Source organism: Streptomyces sp. NPDC059582, from assembly GCF_042735715.1.
In the GTDB taxonomy this organism is placed as follows: Bacteria; Actinomycetota; Actinomycetes; order Streptomycetales; family Streptomycetaceae; genus Streptomyces.
Window position 1 is genome coordinate 75667 of record NZ_JBHWCC010000040.1, and the last position, 20950, is coordinate 96616.

At 73.0% G+C, this 20950-nt stretch carries 15 protein-coding genes and 1 pseudogene; 12 read left to right on the forward strand and 4 right to left on the reverse strand.

Annotated elements, in window-relative coordinates; genetic code table 11:
• Positions 1-22 precede the first annotated feature (22 nt).
• From ACFV0T_RS29215 to ACFV0T_RS29255, 9 genes and pseudogenes are all read left to right on the forward strand, one after another.
• Complete coding sequence (locus tag ACFV0T_RS29215) at positions 23-823, forward strand: crotonase/enoyl-CoA hydratase family protein (protein ID WP_385785353.1); 801 nt, start codon at positions 23-25, stop codon at positions 821-823.
• Between the two features lie 36 nt (positions 824-859).
• Positions 860-1801 (forward strand): Zn-ribbon domain-containing OB-fold protein, encoded by a 942-nt coding sequence (locus tag ACFV0T_RS29220; protein ID WP_385785355.1) that lies wholly within the window; start codon positions 860-862, stop codon positions 1799-1801.
• Positions 1798-2868 (forward strand): thiolase domain-containing protein, encoded by a 1071-nt coding sequence (locus ACFV0T_RS29225; RefSeq protein ID WP_385785358.1) that lies wholly within the window; start codon positions 1798-1800, stop codon positions 2866-2868. The genes ACFV0T_RS29220 and ACFV0T_RS29225 overlap by 4 nt, the downstream gene beginning before the upstream one ends.
• Positions 2865-4031 (forward strand): thiolase domain-containing protein, encoded by a 1167-nt coding sequence (locus tag ACFV0T_RS29230; protein ID WP_385785361.1) that lies wholly within the window; start codon positions 2865-2867, stop codon positions 4029-4031. The genes ACFV0T_RS29225 and ACFV0T_RS29230 overlap by 4 nt, the downstream gene beginning before the upstream one ends.
• A gap of 119 nt (positions 4032-4150) precedes the next feature.
• Positions 4151-4393, forward strand: a complete 243-nt coding sequence (locus tag ACFV0T_RS29235) for a DUF397 domain-containing protein (protein ID WP_385785364.1) — start codon at positions 4151-4153, stop codon at positions 4391-4393.
• Between the two features lie 192 nt (positions 4394-4585).
• Positions 4586-5439: pseudogene (locus tag ACFV0T_RS29240) on the forward strand (universal stress protein).
• Positions 5440-5632: 193 nt separating this feature from the next.
• On the forward strand, positions 5633-6292 hold the full coding sequence (locus tag ACFV0T_RS29245; RefSeq protein WP_385785367.1) for a CGNR zinc finger domain-containing protein: 660 nt from the start codon (positions 5633-5635) through the stop codon (positions 6290-6292).
• A 67-nt stretch (positions 6293-6359) separates the two neighbouring features.
• A complete protein-coding gene (locus tag ACFV0T_RS29250; protein WP_385785370.1) occupies positions 6360-9251 on the forward strand; it encodes an ATP-binding protein in 2892 nt (963 codons plus the stop codon).
• Between the two features lie 197 nt (positions 9252-9448).
• Positions 9449-9946, forward strand: a complete 498-nt coding sequence (locus tag ACFV0T_RS29255; protein WP_385785373.1) for a hypothetical protein — start codon at positions 9449-9451, stop codon at positions 9944-9946.
• Between the two features lie 13 nt (positions 9947-9959).
• On the opposite strand, the gene ACFV0T_RS29260 is transcribed toward ACFV0T_RS29255, so the two are convergent.
• Together ACFV0T_RS29260 and ACFV0T_RS29265 are read right to left on the reverse strand one after the other, a co-directional pair.
• Positions 9960-11924, reverse strand: coding sequence for an N-acetylmuramoyl-L-alanine amidase (locus tag ACFV0T_RS29260; RefSeq protein ID WP_385785376.1), 1965 nt, complete (start codon positions 11922-11924; stop codon positions 9960-9962).
• A gap of 554 nt (positions 11925-12478) precedes the next feature.
• Positions 12479-13621 carry a phosphotransferase gene (locus tag ACFV0T_RS29265; RefSeq protein WP_385785379.1) on the reverse strand — a complete coding sequence of 381 codons (1143 nt, stop codon included), beginning with the start codon at positions 13619-13621 and terminating at the stop codon, positions 12479-12481.
• Between the two features lie 233 nt (positions 13622-13854).
• Here ACFV0T_RS29265 and ACFV0T_RS29270 point away from each other — a divergent pair, with 233 nt between their 5' ends.
• Positions 13855-15348, forward strand: a complete 1494-nt coding sequence (locus ACFV0T_RS29270) for a hypothetical protein (RefSeq protein ID WP_385785381.1) — start codon at positions 13855-13857, stop codon at positions 15346-15348.
• Between the two features lie 4 nt (positions 15349-15352).
• Here the strand turns inward: ACFV0T_RS29270 and ACFV0T_RS29275 are convergent, their stop codons facing one another.
• On the reverse strand, positions 15353-16783 hold the full coding sequence (locus tag ACFV0T_RS29275; RefSeq protein ID WP_385785384.1) for a PP2C family protein-serine/threonine phosphatase: 1431 nt from the start codon (positions 16781-16783) through the stop codon (positions 15353-15355).
• 410 nt (positions 16784-17193) lie between these two features.
• Between ACFV0T_RS29275 and ACFV0T_RS29280 the strand changes: the two genes are divergently transcribed.
• Together ACFV0T_RS29280 and ACFV0T_RS29285 are read left to right on the forward strand one after the other, a co-directional pair.
• Positions 17194-17607: an SsgA family sporulation/cell division regulator gene (locus ACFV0T_RS29280; RefSeq protein WP_385785387.1), complete on the forward strand. Its 414-nt coding sequence runs from the start codon at positions 17194-17196 to the stop codon at positions 17605-17607.
• A 141-nt stretch (positions 17608-17748) separates the two neighbouring features.
• A complete protein-coding gene (locus tag ACFV0T_RS29285; RefSeq protein ID WP_385785390.1) occupies positions 17749-19773 on the forward strand; it encodes a phosphocholine-specific phospholipase C in 2025 nt (674 codons plus the stop codon).
• On the opposite strand, the gene ACFV0T_RS29290 is transcribed toward ACFV0T_RS29285, so the two are convergent.
• Positions 19763-20788: a Gfo/Idh/MocA family protein gene (locus ACFV0T_RS29290; RefSeq protein ID WP_385785393.1), complete on the reverse strand. Its 1026-nt coding sequence runs from the start codon at positions 20786-20788 to the stop codon at positions 19763-19765. The genes ACFV0T_RS29285 and ACFV0T_RS29290 overlap by 11 nt on opposite strands.
• Between the last annotated feature and the right edge of the window lie 162 nt (positions 20789-20950).

Below are 20950 nucleotides of genomic sequence, written 5' to 3' on the forward strand. Positions count from 1 at the left end.
TCTTCGAGAGGGGAGATGGGCGATGGGTGGAACCGAACACCTCACCGTGCGGCGCGAAGGCGCCACACTGGTGCTCACGCTCAACCGGCCGGAGGCCAGGAACGCGCTCTCGCTGGGGATGCTCGTCGGCCTGTACGACGGCTGGATCGAGGCCGACGCGGACGACTCCGTCCGCTCGGTCGTGCTCACCGGCGCCGGCGGTGCCTTCTGCGCCGGCATGGACCTGAAGGCCCTGGCCGGTCAGGGCATGGACGGCGAGCGTCACCGCGACCGGCTCCGGGCCGACCCCGACCTGCACTGGAAGGCGATGCTGCGCCACCACCGCCCGCGCAAGCCGGTGATCGCCGCCGTCGAGGGGTACTGCGTCGCGGGCGGCACGGAGATCCTCCAGGGCACCGACATCCGGGTGGCCGGCGAGTCCGCGACCTTCGGACTCTTCGAGGTCAGAAGGGGCCTGTTCCCCATCGGCGGCTCCACCGTCCGGCTGCAACGCCAGATCCCCCGCACCCACGCCCTGGAGATGCTGCTCACCGGCCGCCCCTACAGCGCCCGGGAGGCGGCCGGAGTCGGTCTGATCGGCCACGTCGTCCCCGACGGCACGGCGCTGACGAAGGCCCTGGAGATCGCCGAACTCGTCAACTCCTGCGGCCCGCTGGCCGTCGAGGCCGTCAAGGCGTCGGTGTACGAGACGGCCGAGCTGTCGGAGACCGACGGTCTCGCGGCCGAACTGAAGCGCGGCTGGCCGGTGTTCGACACCGCCGACGCCAAGGAGGGCGCCCGCGCCTTCGCGGAGAAGCGGCCGCCCGTCTACAGGCGCGCCTGACCCGCGCCCGACCCGCCCCGAGGAGAGAGAGCCGCCATGCCCGAAGTCCTCAAAGCCCCGCTCGTCGTCGAGTTCCCCTTCACCCGCTCCCTCGGCCCGGTCCAGAGCGCCTTCCTGACCGGCCTGCGCGAACGCGTCGTCCTCGGGGTGCGCACCGGCGACGGCCGCGTCCTCGTGCCGCCCGTCGAGTACGACCCCGTCACCGCCGACGAGATCCGCGACCTCGTCGAAGTCGCCGCCACCGGCACGGTCACCACCTGGGCCTGGAACCACGCCCCCCGCCGCGGCCAGCCCCTCGACACCCCCTTCGCCTGGGCCCTGGTCCGCCTCGACGGCGCCGACACCGCCCTTCTGCACGCCCTGGACGCCCCCGGCCCCGACGCCGTCCGCACCGGCCTGCGGGTCCGGATCCGCTGGGCCGCCGAACGCACCGGCACCATCACGGACATCGCCTGCTTCGAACCGTACGACGGCGAGGCGCACCGGCCGAGCGGAAACAGCGGCGCGTTCGAGGACGCGGTCACCCGCGTCGTCGCCCCCGCCCGCCTCGACTACACCTACTCGCCCGGCCGCGCCCAGTCCGCCCACCTCGGCGCGCTCGCCCGGCAGCGGACCGTCGGCGAGCGCTGCCCGTCCTGCCGGAAGGTGTACGTCCCGCCCCGGGGCGCCTGCCCCACCTGCGGTGTCGCCACCACCGAACAGGTGGAGGTCGGCCCGCGCGGCACCGTCACCACCTTCTGCATCGTCAACATAAAGGCGAAGAATCTCGACATCGAGGTCCCTTACGTCTACGCCCACATCGCCCTCGACGGCGCCGGCCTCGCGCTGCACGGCCGTATCGGCGGCATCCCCTACGACCAGGTGCGCATGGGCCTGCGCGTCGAACCCGTATGGACCCCCGGCGCCCTCCACCCCGACCACTACCGTCCCACCGGCGAACCCGACGCGGACTACGACACGTACAAGGAGCTGCTGTGACGCGCGCACAAGCCCCGGCGGCCCGCGAGACAGCCGTCGTCGCCTTCGCCCAGACCGACCACCGGCGCACCACCGACGAGCTCTCCGAGGTCGAGATGCTCATGCCGGTCCTGCACGAGGTACTCGACCGGACCGGTCTGAAGACCGCCGACATCGACTTCACCTGCTCCGGTTCCAGCGACTATCTGGCCGGCCGCGCCTTCTCCTTCACGCTCGCCCTCGACGGGGTCGGCGCCTGGCCCCCCATCTCCGAGTCGCACGTCGAGATGGACGGCGCGTGGGCGCTGTACGAGGCGTGGACCAAGCTGCTCAGCGGCGACGCGGACACGGCCCTGGTCTACGCGTACGGCAAATCCTCGCCCGGTTCCCTGCGCGACGTGCTGACCCGGCAGCTCGACCCCTATTACGTCGCCCCCCTGTGGCCCGACGCCGTGGCCCTGGCCGCGCTCCAGGCGCAGGCGCTCATCGACGCGGGGGACACCGACGAGCCCGCCCTCGCCGCCGTGGCCGCCCGCAACAGAACGGCCGCCACCGCCAACCCCCACGCCCAGCTGCGGGGTTCGGTACCGCACGGGGACTACGCCGTACGGCCGCTGCACACCGGCGACTGCCCGCCCGTCGGAGACGGCGCCGCCGCCGTGATCCTGGCGGCGGGGGAGCGGGCCAGGCGGCTGTGCCCGCGGCCCGCCTGGATCCGCGGCATCGACCACCGCATCGAGGCGCACGGTCTGGGGGTGCGCGACCTGACCGACTCCCCGTCCGCCCGGCTGGCCGCCGAGCGGGCCGGCGCCTTCGAACGGCCCGTGGACACAGCCGAGTTGCATGCGCCGTTCACCGCACAGGAGGTCGTGCTGCGCAAGGCGCTGCGACTCGGCGACGACGTGCGCGTCAACCCCTCCGGCGGAGCGCTCGCCGCCAACCCGATGATGGCCGCCGGGCTCATCCGCATCGGCGAGGCCGCCGCCCGGATCCACCGGGGCGACTCCGACCGGGCCCTCGCCCACGCCACCTCCGGCCCCTGTCTGCAACAGAACCTGGTCGCCGTACTCGAAGGGGATCCACGATGAGCAAGGAACCCGTGGCCGTCGTGGGGATCGGCCAGACCAAGCACGTGGCGGCCCGACGGGACGTGTCGATCGCCGGGCTCGTCCGCGAGGCCGCCCGACGCGCCCTCGACGACGCGGAGTTGACCTGGGCCGACATCGACGCCGTCGTCATCGGCAAGGCGCCCGACTTCTTCGAGGGCGTCATGATGCCCGAGCTGTACCTCGCCGACGCGCTCGGCGCGGTCGGCAAGCCCATGTTGCGCGTGCACACGGCCGGTTCGGTCGGCGGGTCCACCGCGCTCGTCGCCGCCAACCTGGTCGCGGCCCGGGTGCACGGCACCGTACTGACCCTCGCCTTCGAGAAGCAGTCCGAGTCGAACGCCATGTGGGGCCTGTCCTTGCCGATCCCGTTCCAGCAGCCGTTGCTGGCCGGGGCGGGCGGCTTCTTCGCCCCGCACGTACGGGCCTACATGCGGCGCAGCGGAGCACCCGACACGGTCGGCTCCCTGGTCGCCTACAAGGACCGGCGCAACGCGCTGAAGAACCCCTACGCCCATCTGCACGAGCACGACATCACCCTGGAGAAGGTCCAGGCCTCGCCGATGCTGTGGGACCCGATCCGCTACTCGGAGACCTGCCCGTCCTCCGACGGCGCCTGCGCGATGGTCCTCACCGACCGGGCGGGTGCGGCGCGCGCGCCGCACCCGCCGGCCTGGATGCTAGGCGGTGCGATGCGCAGCGAACCGACCCTCTTCGCCGGCAAGGACGCGGTCTCGCCGAGGGCCGGACGCGACTGCGCCGCGGACGTCTACCGGCAGGCCGGGATCGCCGACCCGCGGCGGGACATCGACGCCGTCGAGATGTACGTGCCGTTCTCCTGGTACGAACCCATGTGGCTGGAGAACCTCGGCTTCGCCGAGGAGGGCGGGGGCTGGAAGCTCACCGAGTCGGGGGTCACCGAACTGGACGGGGACCTGCCGGTGAACATGTCCGGCGGGGTGCTGTCGTCCAACCCCATCGGCGCCTCCGGCATGATCCGCTTCGCCGAGGCGGCGCTCCAGGTGCGCGGACAGGCCGGGGAACACCAGGTGGAACGGGCTCGCCGGGTGCTCGGGCACGCCTACGGGGGAGGCTCCCAGTTCTTCTCCATGTGGCTCGTGGGAGCACAGCCCCCGGACGCCTGAGAGCGCGTGCGGACGCACCCCGTGACGGCCTCCCGAAAGGTCCCCCTCACGTGGCCTGTCGGCGGTAGGAACCGATCGCTAGGCTGGCCCGCGGACGACGAATCGGGAGGAGCACGGACGTGGCCGAGAGCACCATCCAGCAGCAGCCGCTCACGAGCTGGGACAAGCCGGAGCTGGACCTCAGCAACGCCGAGTGGCAGTCCAGCAGCCGAGGCCGGGGGGATGTTCAGATCGCTTTTGTCGAGGGATTCATCGCGATGCGCAACAGCGGCCGCCCTCAGAGCCCGTCCCTGATCTTCACACCGGCGGAATGGGGCGCGTTCGTGTCGGGCGCACGGGAAGGGGAGTTCGACCTCACGTGAGCCGCCGGCGGTGAACCGCGGGCCGATCCGGGCGTGTCACGCCCGTCTTTTCCGGACACGCGACCTCGAACACGGTCCTGGGGCCGATGCCTGAGCCAGGCTGACCCCAGGAACGGGAAGGTCGTATTCCGGAGGTGAGGAACCATGAGCGCCCTGCCGGTCATCACGGCGGTGGACGGCTAAGACGACAGCCTGCGCGCCCTGGAGTGGGCCGTCGACGCCGCCCGCAGGCGTACGGCGCCGCTGCGGGTGGTCCATGTGCGGCAGTACGCCGCATGGGTGCCGCCCGCGGTCCCGGCGCCCGCACCACCGCCCGCGGCCGACGACCCGGTGCTCGGCCGGGTCCGGGAGCGGCCGGCCGGACGCGCCGACCTGGTGACGGCGGAGTTCGTCGCCGTCGACGGCGCCCCGGGCGCCACGCTGCCCGAACTCGGCGCCGCCGCGCAGCTCCTGGTGCTCGGCTCCCGGGGGCGCGGCGGCTTCGCCCGTCTGCTGCTCGGCTCCAACGGCACGGCCGCCGCCCGGGACGCCGAGTGCCCGGTCGTCGTGGTGCCCCGGCCCGGCCGCGAGGTCGACGACGCGCCGCCCGCCGCACCCGGGCCCCGCGTGGTCGTCGGCCTCAACGTGGACGGCCCCGACGACGCCACCCTCGAACTCGCCTTCACCGAGGCGGCGCTGCGCGGCGCGCGCCTGCAAGTCGTCGCCGCCTACCCGTGGCCCATCCAGACCTGGGCGGGCCCCGGCGAGTTCGTGCCCACGGCGATCGACCAGGACGCCCTCGAGAACGAGACCCGCGCCCTCGCCGAGGGCTTCCTCGCCCCGTTCCGTGAACGGCACCCCGGCGTCCACGCCGAGCCCTATGTGCCCCCGGGCACGCGGCCGGCCACCTCGTCGCGGCCTCGAAGGACGCCGACCTCGTCGTCGTGGGGCGCCATCCCCGCCGGCTGCTCGCTCCCGCCCGCATGCCGGGCTCCGTCGCCCACGCCGTGCTGCTGCACGCGGCGAGCCCGATCGCGGTGGTGCCGCCCACGCCCGCGGACGGATGACGCCCGCCCGTCCCGCGACGAGCTTCCCCGCCGTTCCGAGGGACAGCTGGTGGCTTCCCCGCCGTTCCGAGGGACAGTCGGTGGCTTCCCCGCCGTTCCGAGGGACAGTCGGTGGCTTCCCCGCCGTTCCGAGGGACAGCCGGCGAGCTTCTCGGCGTCCTAATGGAAAGAAGGTGGACATATCATTAGCCGTATGCAGGACTCGCCCAACGGGGACACCGCGCTCGCCCTCGATCTCGCGCTCACCATCAGGCACGACGGCAAGGGCGGGATCGCCGACGACCTGACCGACCCCGCCGGTCTCACCACCTGGGTCCGTGCCCACCCCGGCGCCGTCCCGGACACCGCCGGCTTCGTCGCCGACGCGCCCGCCCTGGCCGCCGTACGCGACCTGCGCGCCGCCGTCCGCGCGCTCTTCGCCCACGCCGTGCGGCCGGGCGAGCCGAGCCCCGCCGACGCCGCCCGGCTCCTGCCCGTGCCCGAGGCGCTGGAACGCCTGAACACCGCCGCCGCGCGGATGCCCACCGTGCCCGTCCTGCACTGGCCCGAGGACACCGACCCCTTCGTGCGCCGCCCGGCCGCGGTGGCGCGGGGGGACCTCACTGCGGCGCTCGCCGGAGCCGCGATCGCCTTCCTCGCAGGTCCCGACCGGCAACGGCTGCGCGCCTGTCACGCGCCGCGCTGTGTGCGCTACTTCCTCAAGGAGCACCCGCGCCAGGAATGGTGCAAGCCGTCCTGCGGCAACCGCGCCCGCGTAGCCCGCCACCACGAACGGCACCGGCCGGACGACCGAACGCCTTCGACCGGTAACGCCCAAGGCTGGGTCGCACACCCCTCGCAAGGCGTACGCTGAGCTGCCTGTAGGTCATGGTGCCCGTCCGCTCCCCGCGCGAGTGGGTCACCGTGACAGGGGGTGCACCATGGGGCAGTACCACGCACGCGGCAGAAGGACCCTCTTCGAGCGTGAGAGCGAACTCGCCGCCGCCGACGAGGCGTTGAGCGAACTGACCGGCCTGCGCGCGGACGGCGCCGAACCGTCCGACCGGCCGCGCGGCGCCCTGCTCGCCTTCGCCGGACACGCCGGCATAGGCAAGACCACCCTCCTGGGCGAGGTACGCCGCCGCGCCGACGCCCGCGGCTGCACCGTGCTCTCCGCCCGCGGCGGCGACCAGGAACAGCGTGTCGCCTTCCACGTCGCCCGCCAGCTCCTCCAGCCCCAGTTCGCGGGCGCTTCGGAGTCCGAACTACGCTCCTCGCTGGGCAGTTGGTACGACATCGTCGGCCCCGCACTCGGCATCTGCGCCCCGACCGAGGGCGCCCCGCCCGACCAGCAGGGCCTGCGCGACGGGCTGGACTGGGTGCTCACCCACCTCGTGGTCCGGCGCGCCCCCATGGTCCTGCTTCTCGACGACGCGCACTGGGCCGACCCTGAATCCCTGGGCTGGCTGGCCGCGTTCGCCCCCCGCGCCGAGGAACTCCCGCTGCTGGTCGTCGTCGCCTACCGGCCCGACGAACTCCCCGACCACGCCGAGTCGTTCCGACGGCTGCCGGGCCGGGCCGGCTCACGCCCCATCGACCTGGAGCCGTTGAGCGCCGGCGCCGTCGCCCGGCTGGTGCGCGAGGCGGTCGGCGGCCACGCCGACGACGCGTTCTGCCGCGAGTGCTGGGCCGTCACCGCGGGCAACCCGTTCGAGACCGTCGAGCTGACGGCCAAGGTGCGCGACCGCGGACTCACCCCGACCGAGGACGGCGCCCACCTGCTGCGCGACCTCGCCGCGGCCGCCAAGGGCAGCGGCCTGATCGCCCGGATCGAACGCCTCGGCACCTCCACCGTACGTTTCGCCTGGGCCTGCGCCGTCCTCGGCACCGAGATCCCCATCGCCCTCGCCGCCGCCGTCGCCGGACTCGGCCACGAAGAGGCCGCCGACGCCGCCGACGCCCTGCGCGGCGCCCGCATCCTCACCGGCGAGAGCACCCTGGAGTTCGTCCACCCGCTGATCGCCACCGCCGTCTACCGCAACATCCCCGCCGGGTTCCGCGTCGCCCTGCACGGCCAGGCCGCCTGGTGCGTCGTCGATGCCGGACTCGGCGCCGCGGCCGCCGCCCGCCACCTCCTGGAGACCCACCCCGACGGCGACCCCTGGGTCGTCCACCAACTGCGCGCCGCCGCCGGCGAGACCCTCCGGGCCGGCGCCCCCGACGCCGCCCGCAGCTACCTCGCCCGCGCTCTGCGCGAACCCCCGACCGCCGAGGACCGCGCCGCCATCCTCTACGAACTCGGCTGCGCCTCCCTGCTCACCGAACCGGCGACCACCGTCAACCATCTGCGCGCCGCGCTGGAGGAGCCGATCGCCGACCCGGAGCTGCGCCACCACATCGTCTACCGCCTCTCCCAGGTCCTCGCCCACAGCGACCGCCTCGCCGAGGCCACCGAGACCCTGGCCCGCGAGATCCGCGTCACCGACGACGCCCGGGTCAGGCTGCGGATGGTCGCGGAGGAGTTCATGTGGGACGCCTTCCGCGCCGACGAACCCGACCACCCGGCGCGCTCCCGCCGCCTCAGCCGGCTCGCCGACCGGCTCAAGGGCCGCGACCTCACCGAGCGCTACATCATCGGGCTGCGCACCTGGGACGCGATCCAGCGCGGCGAACCCGCCCACGTCGCTCTCCAGCACGCCGAACGCGCCCTGGACGGCGGCCTCCGCTGGGCCGAACCCGACCGCGGCTTCGAGGTGCCCGTCCTGGTCGCCCTCGCCTTCATGTACGCGGACCGGCCGGGCCGCACCGAGGAACTCTTCGCCGCCGGCATCGCCGACTACGAACGCCAGGGCTGGCGCGGCGCCCACCTCTCCTTCGCCTACACCCTCCTCGCCTACGTCCGCTACCGGCGCGGCCGGCTCGCCGAGGCCGAGGACTTCGTCCGCGCCGGCCTGCGGCTCGCCCAGCGCGTCGGCCCCGACACCCCCGCCCACTGGTACGCGGTCGGTATCCTCATCGAGGTCCTGATCGCCCGCGGCCGGGTCGCCGAGGCCGCGCAGACCGCCGACGAGCACTGTTTCTCGGCGCCCTTCCCGGCCGCCGTCGTCTTCCCCGACTCCCAGACCGTGCACGGCGAACTGCTGCTCGCGCGCGGCCTGGCCAAGGAGGCCGCGGCCGAACTGTCCGCGGCGGGCCGCCGCCTGGAACCGCGCGGCATCCGCAACCCCGCCTGGTGCCCCTGGCAGCTCCACCTCGCCCGGGCCGAGAGCCACGACGCCCCCGAGCGCGCCGTCGCCACCGCCCTCGAAGCACTCACCCGCGCCCGCCAGTTCGGCGCTCCGTCCACGATCGGCCAGGCGCTGCGCATCGCCGCCGAGGTCTCCTCGGGTTCCGCCCGGGTCAAGTACCTCGAGGAGTCCGTGGCCCACCTGGAGCGCTCCCCGGCCGCCTACGAGCTCGCCTGCGCGCTGGTCGCCCTCGGCACCGAGCTCTACCGCGCCGGCCGCGCCGAAGAAGCCGCCGAGCACCTCTACCGCGGCCTCGACACGGCCGTGCAGTGCGGTGCCGACGGCCTCGCCGCGGAGGCCCGCGACGTGCTCGCCGCCAACGGACTGCGCCCCCGCCCGCTGCACACCGCCGAGACCGACACCCTCACCGCCCGTGAACGCGCCGCGGCGACACTGGCCGCCCACGGCGGCGAGGACCACGAGATCGCCAGGGAGCTGCACACCGACGAGCAGACCGTCGTACGTCTGCTCTCGGCCGTCTGCCGCAAGATCGGCACCGACCGTACGGGACTGCCCGCCGCGCTGGCCGACCACCTGCCGGAGTGAGGACCGGCCGCGCCGGACCCGGCGGCACCCGAACGGATCACGGTGCCCCGGGACGTACCCGCCGGTCCCGGCGGCGAACGCCGCCGGCCGATCGGCCCGGTCCGGCCGGGGACGGCAGGCCGCCGAGCGGCTCGGCCGCCACCTGGAACACGGCGCCCGCACGTCGCCGAACACCCCCGGGCACGTACCATGGCCGCATGTCGTTCCTCCGCCGCCGTAGCGCCACTCCCGCCGGGCCCGACTTCGACGTCCTGGCCATGGATCCGGGCGACTGGCCCGGCAATCTGGGCGCGGGCCTGCTGCCCGCCCCCGACGGCAGCTGCCAGGGCGTCTTCCTGCGCTACGACCTTTTCGGCGGTCGCGGCCCCGCGATGATCATCGGCAACCTGCCCGAGGGCTCCCCGGCCCGTGAGATCGCCGAGGGAGAGGTCCCCTTCGAGGTCGCCCAGCTGCTGCTCGCACTGGAGAACGACGAGGAGGTGACCGTGGTCGGCACCGAGGACATGCCCGTGATGCAGGGTGACAACCTGCTGATCGTGCGCCGTCTGAAGCTGTCGGAGGGCCGGATCGCCTGCGTCCAGTTCGACCGCAGCGACAACGTGCTGGTGACCATCGCCGCCTGGGACCGCCCCATCACGGACGACCTCTACGCCCTGCTGAAGCCGCTCCCGGCGGAGCTTTTCCAGCAGGGCTGAGGCGGCCGGCCCGCTAGCGGGCCGAGCGCACCACCCGGACATCGGCGGCGCGCACGAACTCCACCCGGTGGCCGTACTGGATCTCGTAGTACAGATCCGTGCCCACGACCACCTTGTGCGAGTCGGTGGTGAAGGTGACCGCGTAGTAGTACTCGCCCGGCACCTTGTCGCCGACCGCGTACCGCTGGCCGGCGAGCACCTTGTACGGCAGCGGCGACACCGCCTGGGCGGGCACACCCGCCGGATAGGCCGTCGCCTCCGGGTAGGCCCGTCCGTACACGGGGATGCTGTCCAGACCGTCCTTCGGCGTGATCACCAGGCCGGCCGCGTTCACCGCGGTCGGCTGCTTCTTCGGGTTCTGGAACCAGGCCTTCTGGCCCAGGTACCAGATCGCCGTCCAGTCACCCCAGCGGTCGGCGACCGCGTACCGCTGGCCGGTGGACACCCGTGAGGACAGATCGTTCACCCCGGTGGTCGGGGTCGTCCCCAGACCGATGTCCTTGATCAGCGGCGAGCCGGTGTCGTGGTCGGAGTACAGCCGGACCTCACTGGAGCCATGGGGCGCGCACGGCTCCCCCGAGGTGACGCACCCCGTGTACACCGGCTGGTTCGCCGCGTAGCGGGGGAGGATCGTCACCAGGCCGCCGTTCTTCCCGGCGGTGCGCTCGAAGGGGTGGTCGAGCAGCTCGAAGTAGTGGCGCCAGTCCCAGTAGGGGCCCGGGTCGGTGTGCATGCCGGGGATGGTCGACGTGGTCGGACCGGGCACGTTTTCGTGCCCGAGGATGTGCTGCCGGTCCAGCGGGATGTCGTACTTCCTGGCGAGGTACTTCACCAGACGCGCCGACGAGCGGTACATCGCCTCCGTGTACCAGGCGTCCGGCGAGGCGAGGAAGCCCTCGTGCTCCAGGCCGACCGACTTGGCGTTGACGTACCAGTTGCCCGCGTGCCAGGCCACGTCCTTCGCCTTCACATGCTGGGCGATGTGGCCGTCGGTGGAGCGCAGCGTGTAGTTCCACGACACGTAGGTCGGGTCCTGGACCAGGTTGAGGACCCCGTCCCAGGCGCCCTCGGTGTCGTGGATGACGATGTACCGGATGCCCTGCGACGCCGGCCTGTCACCCAGGTCGTGGTTGCCGTAGTCGTTGTCCCCGAACTCCTCGTACGGAGCCGGGATCCACTCGCAGGACACCGACTTCGGGCACTCCGTGCCGTCGGCGGCCGCCTTGCGCAGTCCGGTCCGCCCCAGCTGCGCGGTGTCCGGGGCGAGCGCGGGCTGCGCCGCCAGGGAGACCACCTGCCCGGCGTCCGTGGTGCGCTGCTCGCCGCCGCGCAGCACGTCGAACACGTCGTTCGCGTACGCCGCAGCCGTCGAGGTGTCGTCCGCGCCCGAGAAGCGGGCCACCGCCCCGTACCAGGCGGCCGGATCGGCACTCAGCGGTTCGCCCAGGTCCTGCTGGGCGGCGACGAGCAGCGCCGCGCCGCCCGCCACGTTGGCGGCGGGGTCGGTGCGCAGCTTCTCGGCGCTCAGCCCGGTCAGCCCCGCGGCCTTCGACAGCGTCTTGAGCCGATCGGGGAGTTCCGCGGTGCTGGGCACCTCCGTCTTCGGGACCAGGGCCGGACGGGTGCTGTCGCCGCGCGCGTCCTCCGTGCCCTCGCTGTGGTGCGGTGTGCGCGCGAGCGCGGTGCGGGCGTCGGTGAGATGCATCGGGCCGTACCCGCCGGTGACGCTCGGCGCCCCCGCGTGCGCGTCCCAGCGGGACTGGAGGTAGGAGACGCCGAGCAGGACGCTCTGCGGCACGTGGTACTCGGCGGACGCGTCGGCGAACGCCTGCTGAAGGCTCCCCATGGGGTCGGTGGAGCCGGCGGACGGGGCCGCGCCGAGCAGCGGCAGCAGCAGTGCCGCGGAGGCCACGGCACCCGCGGTCCTGCGTGCGCGTCTGTGCCCGGAGGCTCGGTTGGGGTCGGTGGATCCTCGCAATGCAGCCTCCTGGGACAGTCGAGCGCGATGAGCCGTGCGGGGCCGGGCGTGTCAGTGCTACCGGCTCGACGACGATCCGTCAATCATGCCCAGTGGGAGGCTATTTCCCATGTCAGCGTGGGGAGCGGGGAGTTTCGTGGCGGCGGCCCGCGGGCCTGCGGGGCGTCAGTGGCGTACACCAATGGCCGTGCTGCGCACGGGCGGAGACGACGAGGGTCCGTGGTGCCGTGTGGCCGGAGTGGCGAGGGTCCGTGGTGTGCGCGGCTGGAGGTGGCGAGGGTCCGTGGTGTGCGCGGCTGGAGGTGGTGAAGGTCCGTGGTGTGCGCGGCTGGAGGTGGCGAGGGTCCGTGGTGTGCGCGGCTGGAGGTGGCGAGGGTCCGTGGTGTGCGCGGCTGGAGGTGGCGAGGGTCCGTGGTGTGCGCGGCTGGAGGTGGTGAAGGTCCGTGGTGTGCGCGGCCGGAGGTGGTGGAGGTCCGTGGTCCCTGCCGCCGGGGACGACGAAGTCCGAGGTGTGCGCCGGTCGGCCTGGCGCGCACCTCGGACCGTCGTCCGTGTCAGCGGGTGCCGACCGCCGCGCGTACGGCCCGCCGGGCCAACTGGCAGTCGTCGTGCAGTCGCCGCAGCAGCAGCCGCTGTTCCTCGCCGGACGGCGGGGCGCCCTGGGAGGACGCTCCCGGTGCCGCCGGGGCCGCCTCGTGCAGCGAACGCTGCACGGCCGTCTCGTAGGTACGGATCTCACGGGTCAGGACGAGCATCAGGTTCACCAGGAACGCGTCCCGTGACGCCGGTCCCGCGGTCTGGGCGATCTGGCTGATCTGCCGACGGGCCACCGGCGCGTCCCCGAGCACCGACCACAGCGTCGCCAGGTCGTAGCCCGGCAGGTACCAGCCCGCGTGCTCCCAGTCCACCAGCACTGGACCGGCCGGTGAGAGCAGGATGTTGGAGAGCAGCGCGTCACCGTGGCAGAACTGACCCATGCCCTGGCGTCCCGCGGCGAGCGAGATGCCGTGCAGCAGCTTCTGGAGGTCTCCCATGTCCCGGTCGGTGAGCAGTCCCAGCTCGTGGTACCGGGAGATGCGGGCCGCGTAGTCGAGCGGCGCGTCGAACGTGCCGGCCGGCGGACGCCAGGCGTTGAGCCGGCAGATCGCGCCGAGCGCCGTGCGGATGTCGGTCCGCGGCGGGGCCTCGACCGGGTGCCGCTGGAGGGCCGCCACCCGTCCGGGCATCCGCTCGATCACGAGGGTGCAGTTGTCCGGGTCCGCCGCGATCAGCCTCGGCGCCCGCACCGGGGGGCGGTGCCGGACGAACGTGCGGTACGCCGCTATTTCGTGCCGGTACCGCTCGGCCCACACGGGGGATTGATCCAGTAAGCACTTGGCGACGGCCGTGCTGCGTCCCGTCGTGCCGACGAGGAGCACCGAGCGCCCGCTGCGGCGCAGCACCTGCACCGGGGCGAACTCCGGGCAGATCCGGTGCACCGACGCGATCGCCGCGCGCAGCTGGGCGCCCTGAGGGCCGGACAAGTCGATTCTCCCGCTGAGCGGTTGGGGCGCGACACCCGGGGCGCGCCGCGGCCGGGCCGTCCCGATGACGGGGGCCGCCGTCGACCGCGCGGGGTCGAGGTAGGGGCCGCTGCCGCCCGGGCGGGAGTGCAGAGGCCGGGGCGGAGCGGACACGGAGGACGATGCTGTGTACATGGGCGAAACAGATCCCTTCGTGTGCCTGCGACGTCAATGCGCTGCCCCGCCCGGCTGCCCGGGTGCACCCTGGGGAATGTCCCTCGGCGACCGGGTCGGGGTGGCGCTTTCCTACCTGACACCCGTCGCCCAGTGGCACACCATCTGGCGCACCCTGGCGAAGCCTGGCGAATAGTCGCCCGGCAACTCTCACCGGGCTACTGTCAACTCAGCCGAGAACCTGGGGGCTTGACGTGAGCGGAGAACCCAACACCCGCCTTTCCGACCTGTTCGGCCTGGCCGGCTGGTCCAAGGGTGAACTCGCGAGGCTGGTCAACCGGCAGGCGGCGGCCATGGGCCACCCCCAACTGTCGACCGACACCTCCCGGGTGCGGCGGTGGATCGACGTGGGAGAGATCCCGCGCGATCCGGTGCCGCGGGTGCTGGCAGCCCTGTTCACCGAGCGTCTCGGCCGTGTCGTGACCATCGAGGACCTAGGTCTGGTCCGGCACGGGCGTGCGGGGAAACGGCAGGGCGCCGCCGGGAGTGTGGAGCATCCCGACGGTGTGCCGTGGGCGCCCGAGCGGACTGCCGCGGTCCTCACCGAATTCACGGGAATGGACCTCATGCTCAACCGACGCGGCTTGGTGGGCGCGGGTGCCGCGCTCGCCGCCGGATCCGCCCTCAGCAGCGCCATGCACGACTGGCTGCACACCGATCCGACCCTCTCCGCCGACGCTCCCCACTTCGACAACCCCCTGCACGCCGACCCCGCCGGGTTCGACCGCTACGAGGCCGCCCCCGTCGGGGCGCAGGAGGTGGAGGAGCTGGAGCGCTCCGTCGAGGTGTTCCGGGCCTGGGACGCGGCCCGCGGTGGCGGCCTGCAACGCAAGGCCGTGGTGGGCCAGCTCAACGAGGTGGGCGGCATGCTCGCCTACCACCACCCGTCCCACCTCCAGCGGCGCCTGTGGGGCGTCGCCGCCAACCTCGCCGTACTCGCGGGCTGGATGTCGCACGACGTCGGCCTGGAGCCCACGGCCCAGAAGTACTTCCTGATCGCCGCCCACGCCGCACGCGAGGGTGGTGACCGGCCGCGCGCCGGGGAGGCGCTCTCCCGGGCGGCCCGCCAGATGGTGCACCTCGGCCGGCCCGACGACGCCCTGGACCTGATGAAGCTCGCCAAGTCCGGGGCAGGCGAGCAGGTGCTGCCGCGTACCAGGGCGATGCTCTGCACCGTGGAGGCCTGGGCGCAGGCCTCGATGGGCAAGGGCCAGGCGATGCGCCGCACCCTCGGACGGGCGGAGGACCTCTTCGTCTCCGACAAGGCCGACGTGGAACCGCCGGACTGGATGCAGATGTTCAAGGAGGAGGATCTGTACGGCATGCAGGCCCTGGCCTACCGCACGCTGGCCGAGCACGACCCGGGAGCGGCCGCGCACGCCCAGCACTACGCGGAGAAAGCCCTGGCCCTGCGCGTCGACGGACGGCAGCGGTCGAAGATCTTCGACTTCCTCTCCATGGCCTCCGCCTGCTTCATCGCGGACGACCCCGAACAGGCGGACCGCTATGCCCGGCTCGCGCTGGTGTCGATGGGCTCGAACTCCTCGCACCGCACCTGGGACCGGCTGCGCGAGATGTACCGGCTCACCGCCGAGTACGCCAGCTACCCGAAGATCCACGAATTGCGGGAGGAGATCCGACTGGCGCTGCCGAAACCGGCGAAGCGCGTCGACAGCACCCGGGTCTAGGGGTCTACGAGGCCACCCTGGCCAGCAGAACGCACCCGTCGCCCTGCCGTTCGGTCAGGCCGAACTCCTCCACGACCGTGCGTACGCAGTCCTGTGCGGTGCGCGCCCGGCCGAAACGCGGGGCCAGGTCGAGGAGTCGGTCCACGGCGCTCGTCCGGCTGTGACCGGGTACCAGTCCCTCGGTGTGCAGCAGGAGCAGGTCGCCGACCTCGAGGGTCTCTTCGGCCTGTCCGTAGGCGGCACCCGAGGCGGCGCCGAGCAGCATGCCGTCGGGGGTGTCGAGCCTGCGCCCCGTTCCGCCGCGGTACAGCAGCGGGGCGGGGTGTCCGGCCTGGGCCCAGCACAGGGTGCGGGTCGCGGGCCGGTAGCGGCAGCAGATCGCGCTGCCCAGGGCGGGCTGCACGGAGGCGTCGAGCAACCGGTTGAGCAGGGTCATCAGTCGGGCGGGCTCGGTGCCGGCCATCGCCATTCCGCGCAGGGCGCCCAGCAGCATCGCCATGCCGGAGGTGACGGCCGGCCCGTGTCCGGTGAGGTCGCCGACGCTCAGCAGGGTCTCGCCGTCGCGCAGTTCGAGGGCGTCGTACCAGTCGCCGCCGATCTGGGTGCCGGCCGACGCGGGCAGGTAGTGGGCCGCCAGGTCCAGCGACCGGGGACCCTGGCGCGGGAGCCGCAGGGAGCCGCGCCACGGTGGCAGCACGGCCTCCTGGAGCTCGACCGCGAGCCGGTGCTCGGTCTGCGCGCGGTGCCGGTGGCGCTGGAGCGAGTCACGGGTCTCGCTCACCGCCCGTTGACTGCGCCGCAGTTCGCTGACGTCGCGCAGCACGGCCCACATCGAGACGGTGCCGCCGTCGGCGTCGAGCACGGGTTCGCCCATCATGTGTACGGTCCGGACGTCGCCGTCCGGGCGCACGACCCGGAACTCCCCGTCGATGGGTTTGGCGTCGACGAGGCAGTCCGTGACCATCGCCGTCAGCATCGGCCGGTCCTCGTCGAGGACCAGGGACGGCAGTTCGTCGAGGGTGAGTGGGGCGGCGCCGGGGTCCCGGCCGAGGATCTGGTACAGCTCGCCGGACCAACTGGCCTCGTCCGTCAGCAGGTTCCACTCCGCGCTGCCGACCCGGCTGAGCAGCGCGTCGGGTGTGGGCGTGGCCGGGGCGGGTGCGGGGAGGGGCACGGTCTCGGGCGTCACCGGTGCGGGCGGCGGACCGTCCCGCAGTTGCGCCAAGTGTTCGTCGAGATCGTTGAGTTGGTGCAGCGCCAGGTCGTACAGTGCGCGCTGCCAGCGTCCCTCCGGGTGGGAGCCGTCGGCCGGTGCGTCCCGTCGTACGGCGTCGACTTCGCCCTTGAGCCGCCGCGTCTGCGATATCAGCGCGTCGACCGAGCCGCGTCCGGGCGGCTGGGCGGCGGGGCGGTCCGCAGAGAGATGGGACGGCATGACGCACTCCGATGCGGGGACGGTACGACCAAGGCTGACGGAAGGACCGTTACGACTGTTGCACAGCCCGCGACTCCGTGTAAGGGATTCGGCAACACCCGATCCGGTGGTGCTTCTGGCATATGCCACAGTCTTTCTGTCGGGGTGGGGTGGGGGGAATGACGTACGTCACGCGGGTAGCAAGTCGTAGGCGACGTACGCGATATGACGGAGTGTCGGATGCCGGGAGTCGCATGCATTCATCTGTTCGACGCCTTTCTGTTCTACGGGTGCGCGGACCGTGCCCCTAGTGATGCAGATCACATCAAATTGTTACCGGTTCCGCGTAATGCAGAGGCCCCTTGCGGGGTCGTAAAGACAACACGGCAATCCGGCCGACCGGCCGGCCGATCATCCGGGGGAGACCGACCATGGACGTCACCGTCGAACAGCCCAGCCACGGCCGCCTGATCACCGCCGAGCAGCGGGAGCTGCCCGTCCCCGCGGTCTTCCGCTACACCGCCACCGACCCGCTCGCCGTGCACGTCGACTTCCCGCCCGAGGTCTCCCTCGACGGTGAGGGGGCCACCTGGACCTTCGGCCGTACGCTGCTGGAAGCCGGGCTGCGGGGCCCGGCCGGGGGCGGTGACGTGCACATCTGGCCGTGCGGCCGGGCCCGTACGGTCCTGGAGTTCCACTCGCCGCACGGGATGGCCCTGCTCCAGTTCGACACCCCGGCGCTGCACCGCTTCCTGATCCGCACCTACGCGGTCGTCGCGCCCGGCGAGGAGGACCTCGGCGCCGCCGTCGACGACGGCCTGAGCGAGCTCTTCCGCACCGCCTGAGCGCGCGGCGCCACGGCGCGGCAACGCTTTTCGCTTCTGTTCACCTCCGCCTCACCGCGGAGGCATGAGCCATGACGAACGCCCCGTGCACCCTTGCGCGCGGTGTGCCGCACGGGCACTCCGGCGACGAGGGCGGGGCGAATGACACCGATCAGCCGAAGGGGCTTCGTGGGGCTCGGCGCCTCCATGGCGGCGGGCATGGCGATGGGGCCGGGGACCGGCACGGCCGCCGCGGCCCGGGCGGCGGCCACCGGCACGGTCTCCGACGTGCGGCACGTGGTGATCCTCATGCAGGAGAACCGCAGTTTCGACCACTACTTCGGGCGGTTGAGGGGAGTGCGCGGCTTCGACGACCGCAGCGGTGTCACGCTCGCCGGCGGCCATGCCGTCTTCGACCAGCCGAACGGCGCCGGCCGCCAGTACCCGTGGAAGCTCAGCGCCACCCCGGCGGCGGGCGGCGTGGACGGCGAGACCCTCGCGCAGTGCAACGGCGATCTGCCGCACTCGTGGTCCTCGCAGCACGCCGCCTGGAACAAGGGGCGCCTGGACAAGTGGGTGTCGGGCGTGGGCAACGTCCGCTCCCTCGGCTACCTGGACCGCTCCGACATCCCCTTCCACTACGCGCTCGCCGACAACTACACCGTCTGCGACGCCTACTTCTGCTCCACACTCAGCGCGACCGGTCCCAACCGCACCTACCTGTGGAGCGGCAAGGTCGACGCCGCGAGCTACGACGGCGGCGACGAGTCCGGACTGACCTGGCAGAACTACGCCGAGGCGCTCCAGAACGCCGGGGTGACCTGGAAGGTCTACCAGAACGCCCAGGACAACTACGGGGACAACGGCTGCGCCTACTTCAAGGCGTTCACGAGCGCCCCGGCGGGCAACCCGCTCCACGACCGCGGCATGTCCTCCGTCCCCCGCGTCACGGGCTCGACCCCCGACGACATCGCCGCCGCCATCAAGGCCGACGTCGTCGCGGGCACGCTCCCGCAGGTCTCCTGGGTGGTCCCCAACCAGGCCTTCTCCGAACACCCCTATGCTCCGCCCGGCGACGGCGCCCACTTCGTCCACCTCGTCTACCAGGCCCTCGCCGCGGACCCCGACGTCCTCGACTCCACCGTCCTGTTCCTCAACTACGACGAGAACGACGGGTTCTTCGACCACGTGCCGCCGCCGGCCCCGCCCGCCGGAACCGCGGGGGAGTTCCTCAACGGCGTCCCGTACGGCTTCGGCTTCCGGGTCCCCATGATCGTGATCTCGCCCTGGACCCGCGGCGGCTGGGTGTCCTCCGAGGTCTTCGAACACACCTCGGTCCTGCGGTTCCTGGAGACCTGGACGACCGCCCTCGGCAAGCCCGCCGCCTGCCCCAACATCAGCGCCTGGCGCCGCAAGGTGAGCGGCGACCTCACCGGCGTCTTCGACTTCGCCCACCCGGTGTACGGCGCCGTCGCCCTGCCCGCCACGAGCGTCATCGGCTTCGCCACCTGCGGCCCGCTGCCCAACCCGGTCCCCACCACCAACGCCCTGCCCGCGCAGGAGCCGGGCACCCGGCCCGCCCGCGCGCTGCCCTATCAGCCCGGCGGCCACCTGGAGCGCCTGGAGTTCGGTGCGAGCGGCAGGATCGTCGCCTGGTTCACCATGACCAACCAGGGCGCCCCGGCCACCCGGGCGGCCCACTTCTCGATCCATCCCAACGCCTACCGCGACACCACGCCCTGGCAGTACACGGTCGACGCGGGCGGCACCGCGTCCGACTCCTTCAACATCGGCACGGGCTACGGCGACGGCAAGTACGACCTGACCATGACCGGCCCCAACCGCTTCCTGCGCCGCTTCCGCGGCGACGCGACGAAGGCGGGCAGGTCCGCCGAGGTGAGCGCGCGCTACGCCGTCGAGTCCGGCACCGGCAAGCAGGCCCTCTGGCTGAAGATGACCAACTCATCCGCCGCCGCGATGACGTTCACGATCACCGCGAACCACTACCGCGGCGACGGGCCGTGGACCTACCCGGTCGCGGCGGGTGCCTCGACGGAGGACTTCTTCAACGTGGTCGCGTACCAGAACGGCTGGTACGACCTCACGGTCACCGTCGATTCCGACGCCACCTGGTCGCGCCGGTTCACCGGCCACCTGGAGACGGGAGCCGCGAGCGTCAGCGGCTGACGCCGGCGTACAGGTCCGGGCGCGGGGCCGGCTCGACGGTCTCCCGGCCGCCGCTCTCCAGCGCCCGGACCCCGGCCTCGGCGACGAGCGAGGCCGCGTAGCCGTCCCAGGCGCTCGCGCCGGTGGCCTGTCCGCGCCGGGTCGCGTCGACCCATGCCTGCACCTCCCGGTCGTAAGCGTCCGCGAACCGTACGAGGTAGTCCAGCGGCACGTCCCGGGCGACGGCGCCCCCGGCCGTCACCGCCATCGTGTGCTCCTCGCCGATCCGGGCGCTTCCCGCCTCGCAGACCGCCTCGCAGCGCACCTGGTAGCCGAAGCCGCAGTTGACGAAGACCTCCACGTCGACCAGCGCGCCCCCGTCGGTCTCGAAGAGCACGAACTGCGGGTCCAGCAGGCCCTGCGGAGCGTCCGAGGCGGGCCGGGGCCGGAAGACGCTGACCGCGGTCAGCTCCTGGCCCAGCAGCCAACGGGCCGCGTCGATCTCGTGCGACACGGAGCTGTCGATCAGCATGGCGCTCGTGAAGCCGGGCGGCGAGGCGACGTTGCGGTGGGTGCAGTGCAGCATCAGCGGCCGTCCCAGCCGCCCGCCGTCCAGCAGGGACTTGAGCCGTCCGTACTCGGCGTCGTAGCGCCGCATGAACCCGATCTGCGCCAGCCGGCGGCCCAGCCGCGCCTCCGCCTCCACCACGCGCAGCGCTCCGGCGGACTCGGGGACCATCGGCTTCTCGCACAGCACCGGCAGCCCACGGGCGAACGCGGCGAGCAGGGCCTCCTCGTGTGCCGGACCCGGCGAGGCGATGAGCACGGCGTCGACCCCGGGCGCGGCGAGCGCGGCCCCCACCTCCGTGTGCACCGAGACGCCGTCGAGGCCCGCGACCGCCTCCTTCGCCCGTCCCGAGTCGGGATCGGCCACGGCGGCCACCCGCGCCCCGCTCACCACCTGATCGAGGCGTCGTATGTGGTCGGCCCCCATGTGGCCGGCACCCAGGACGGCTACTCCCAGCGGTTCGGACACGATGCGTCGACTCCTTTCCGAGCCCCACGCCCGCACCCGTCGGAACGGGCCGGCGCCGGGCTTCACGTACGTCGATCAAGTAGCCCTCGTGGGCACCGGCCGGGCACGGCGAGCGGGCCTCCCGGCCGGCGCACCACGCGGCCCTGCCCGGCGCGTCGAAGC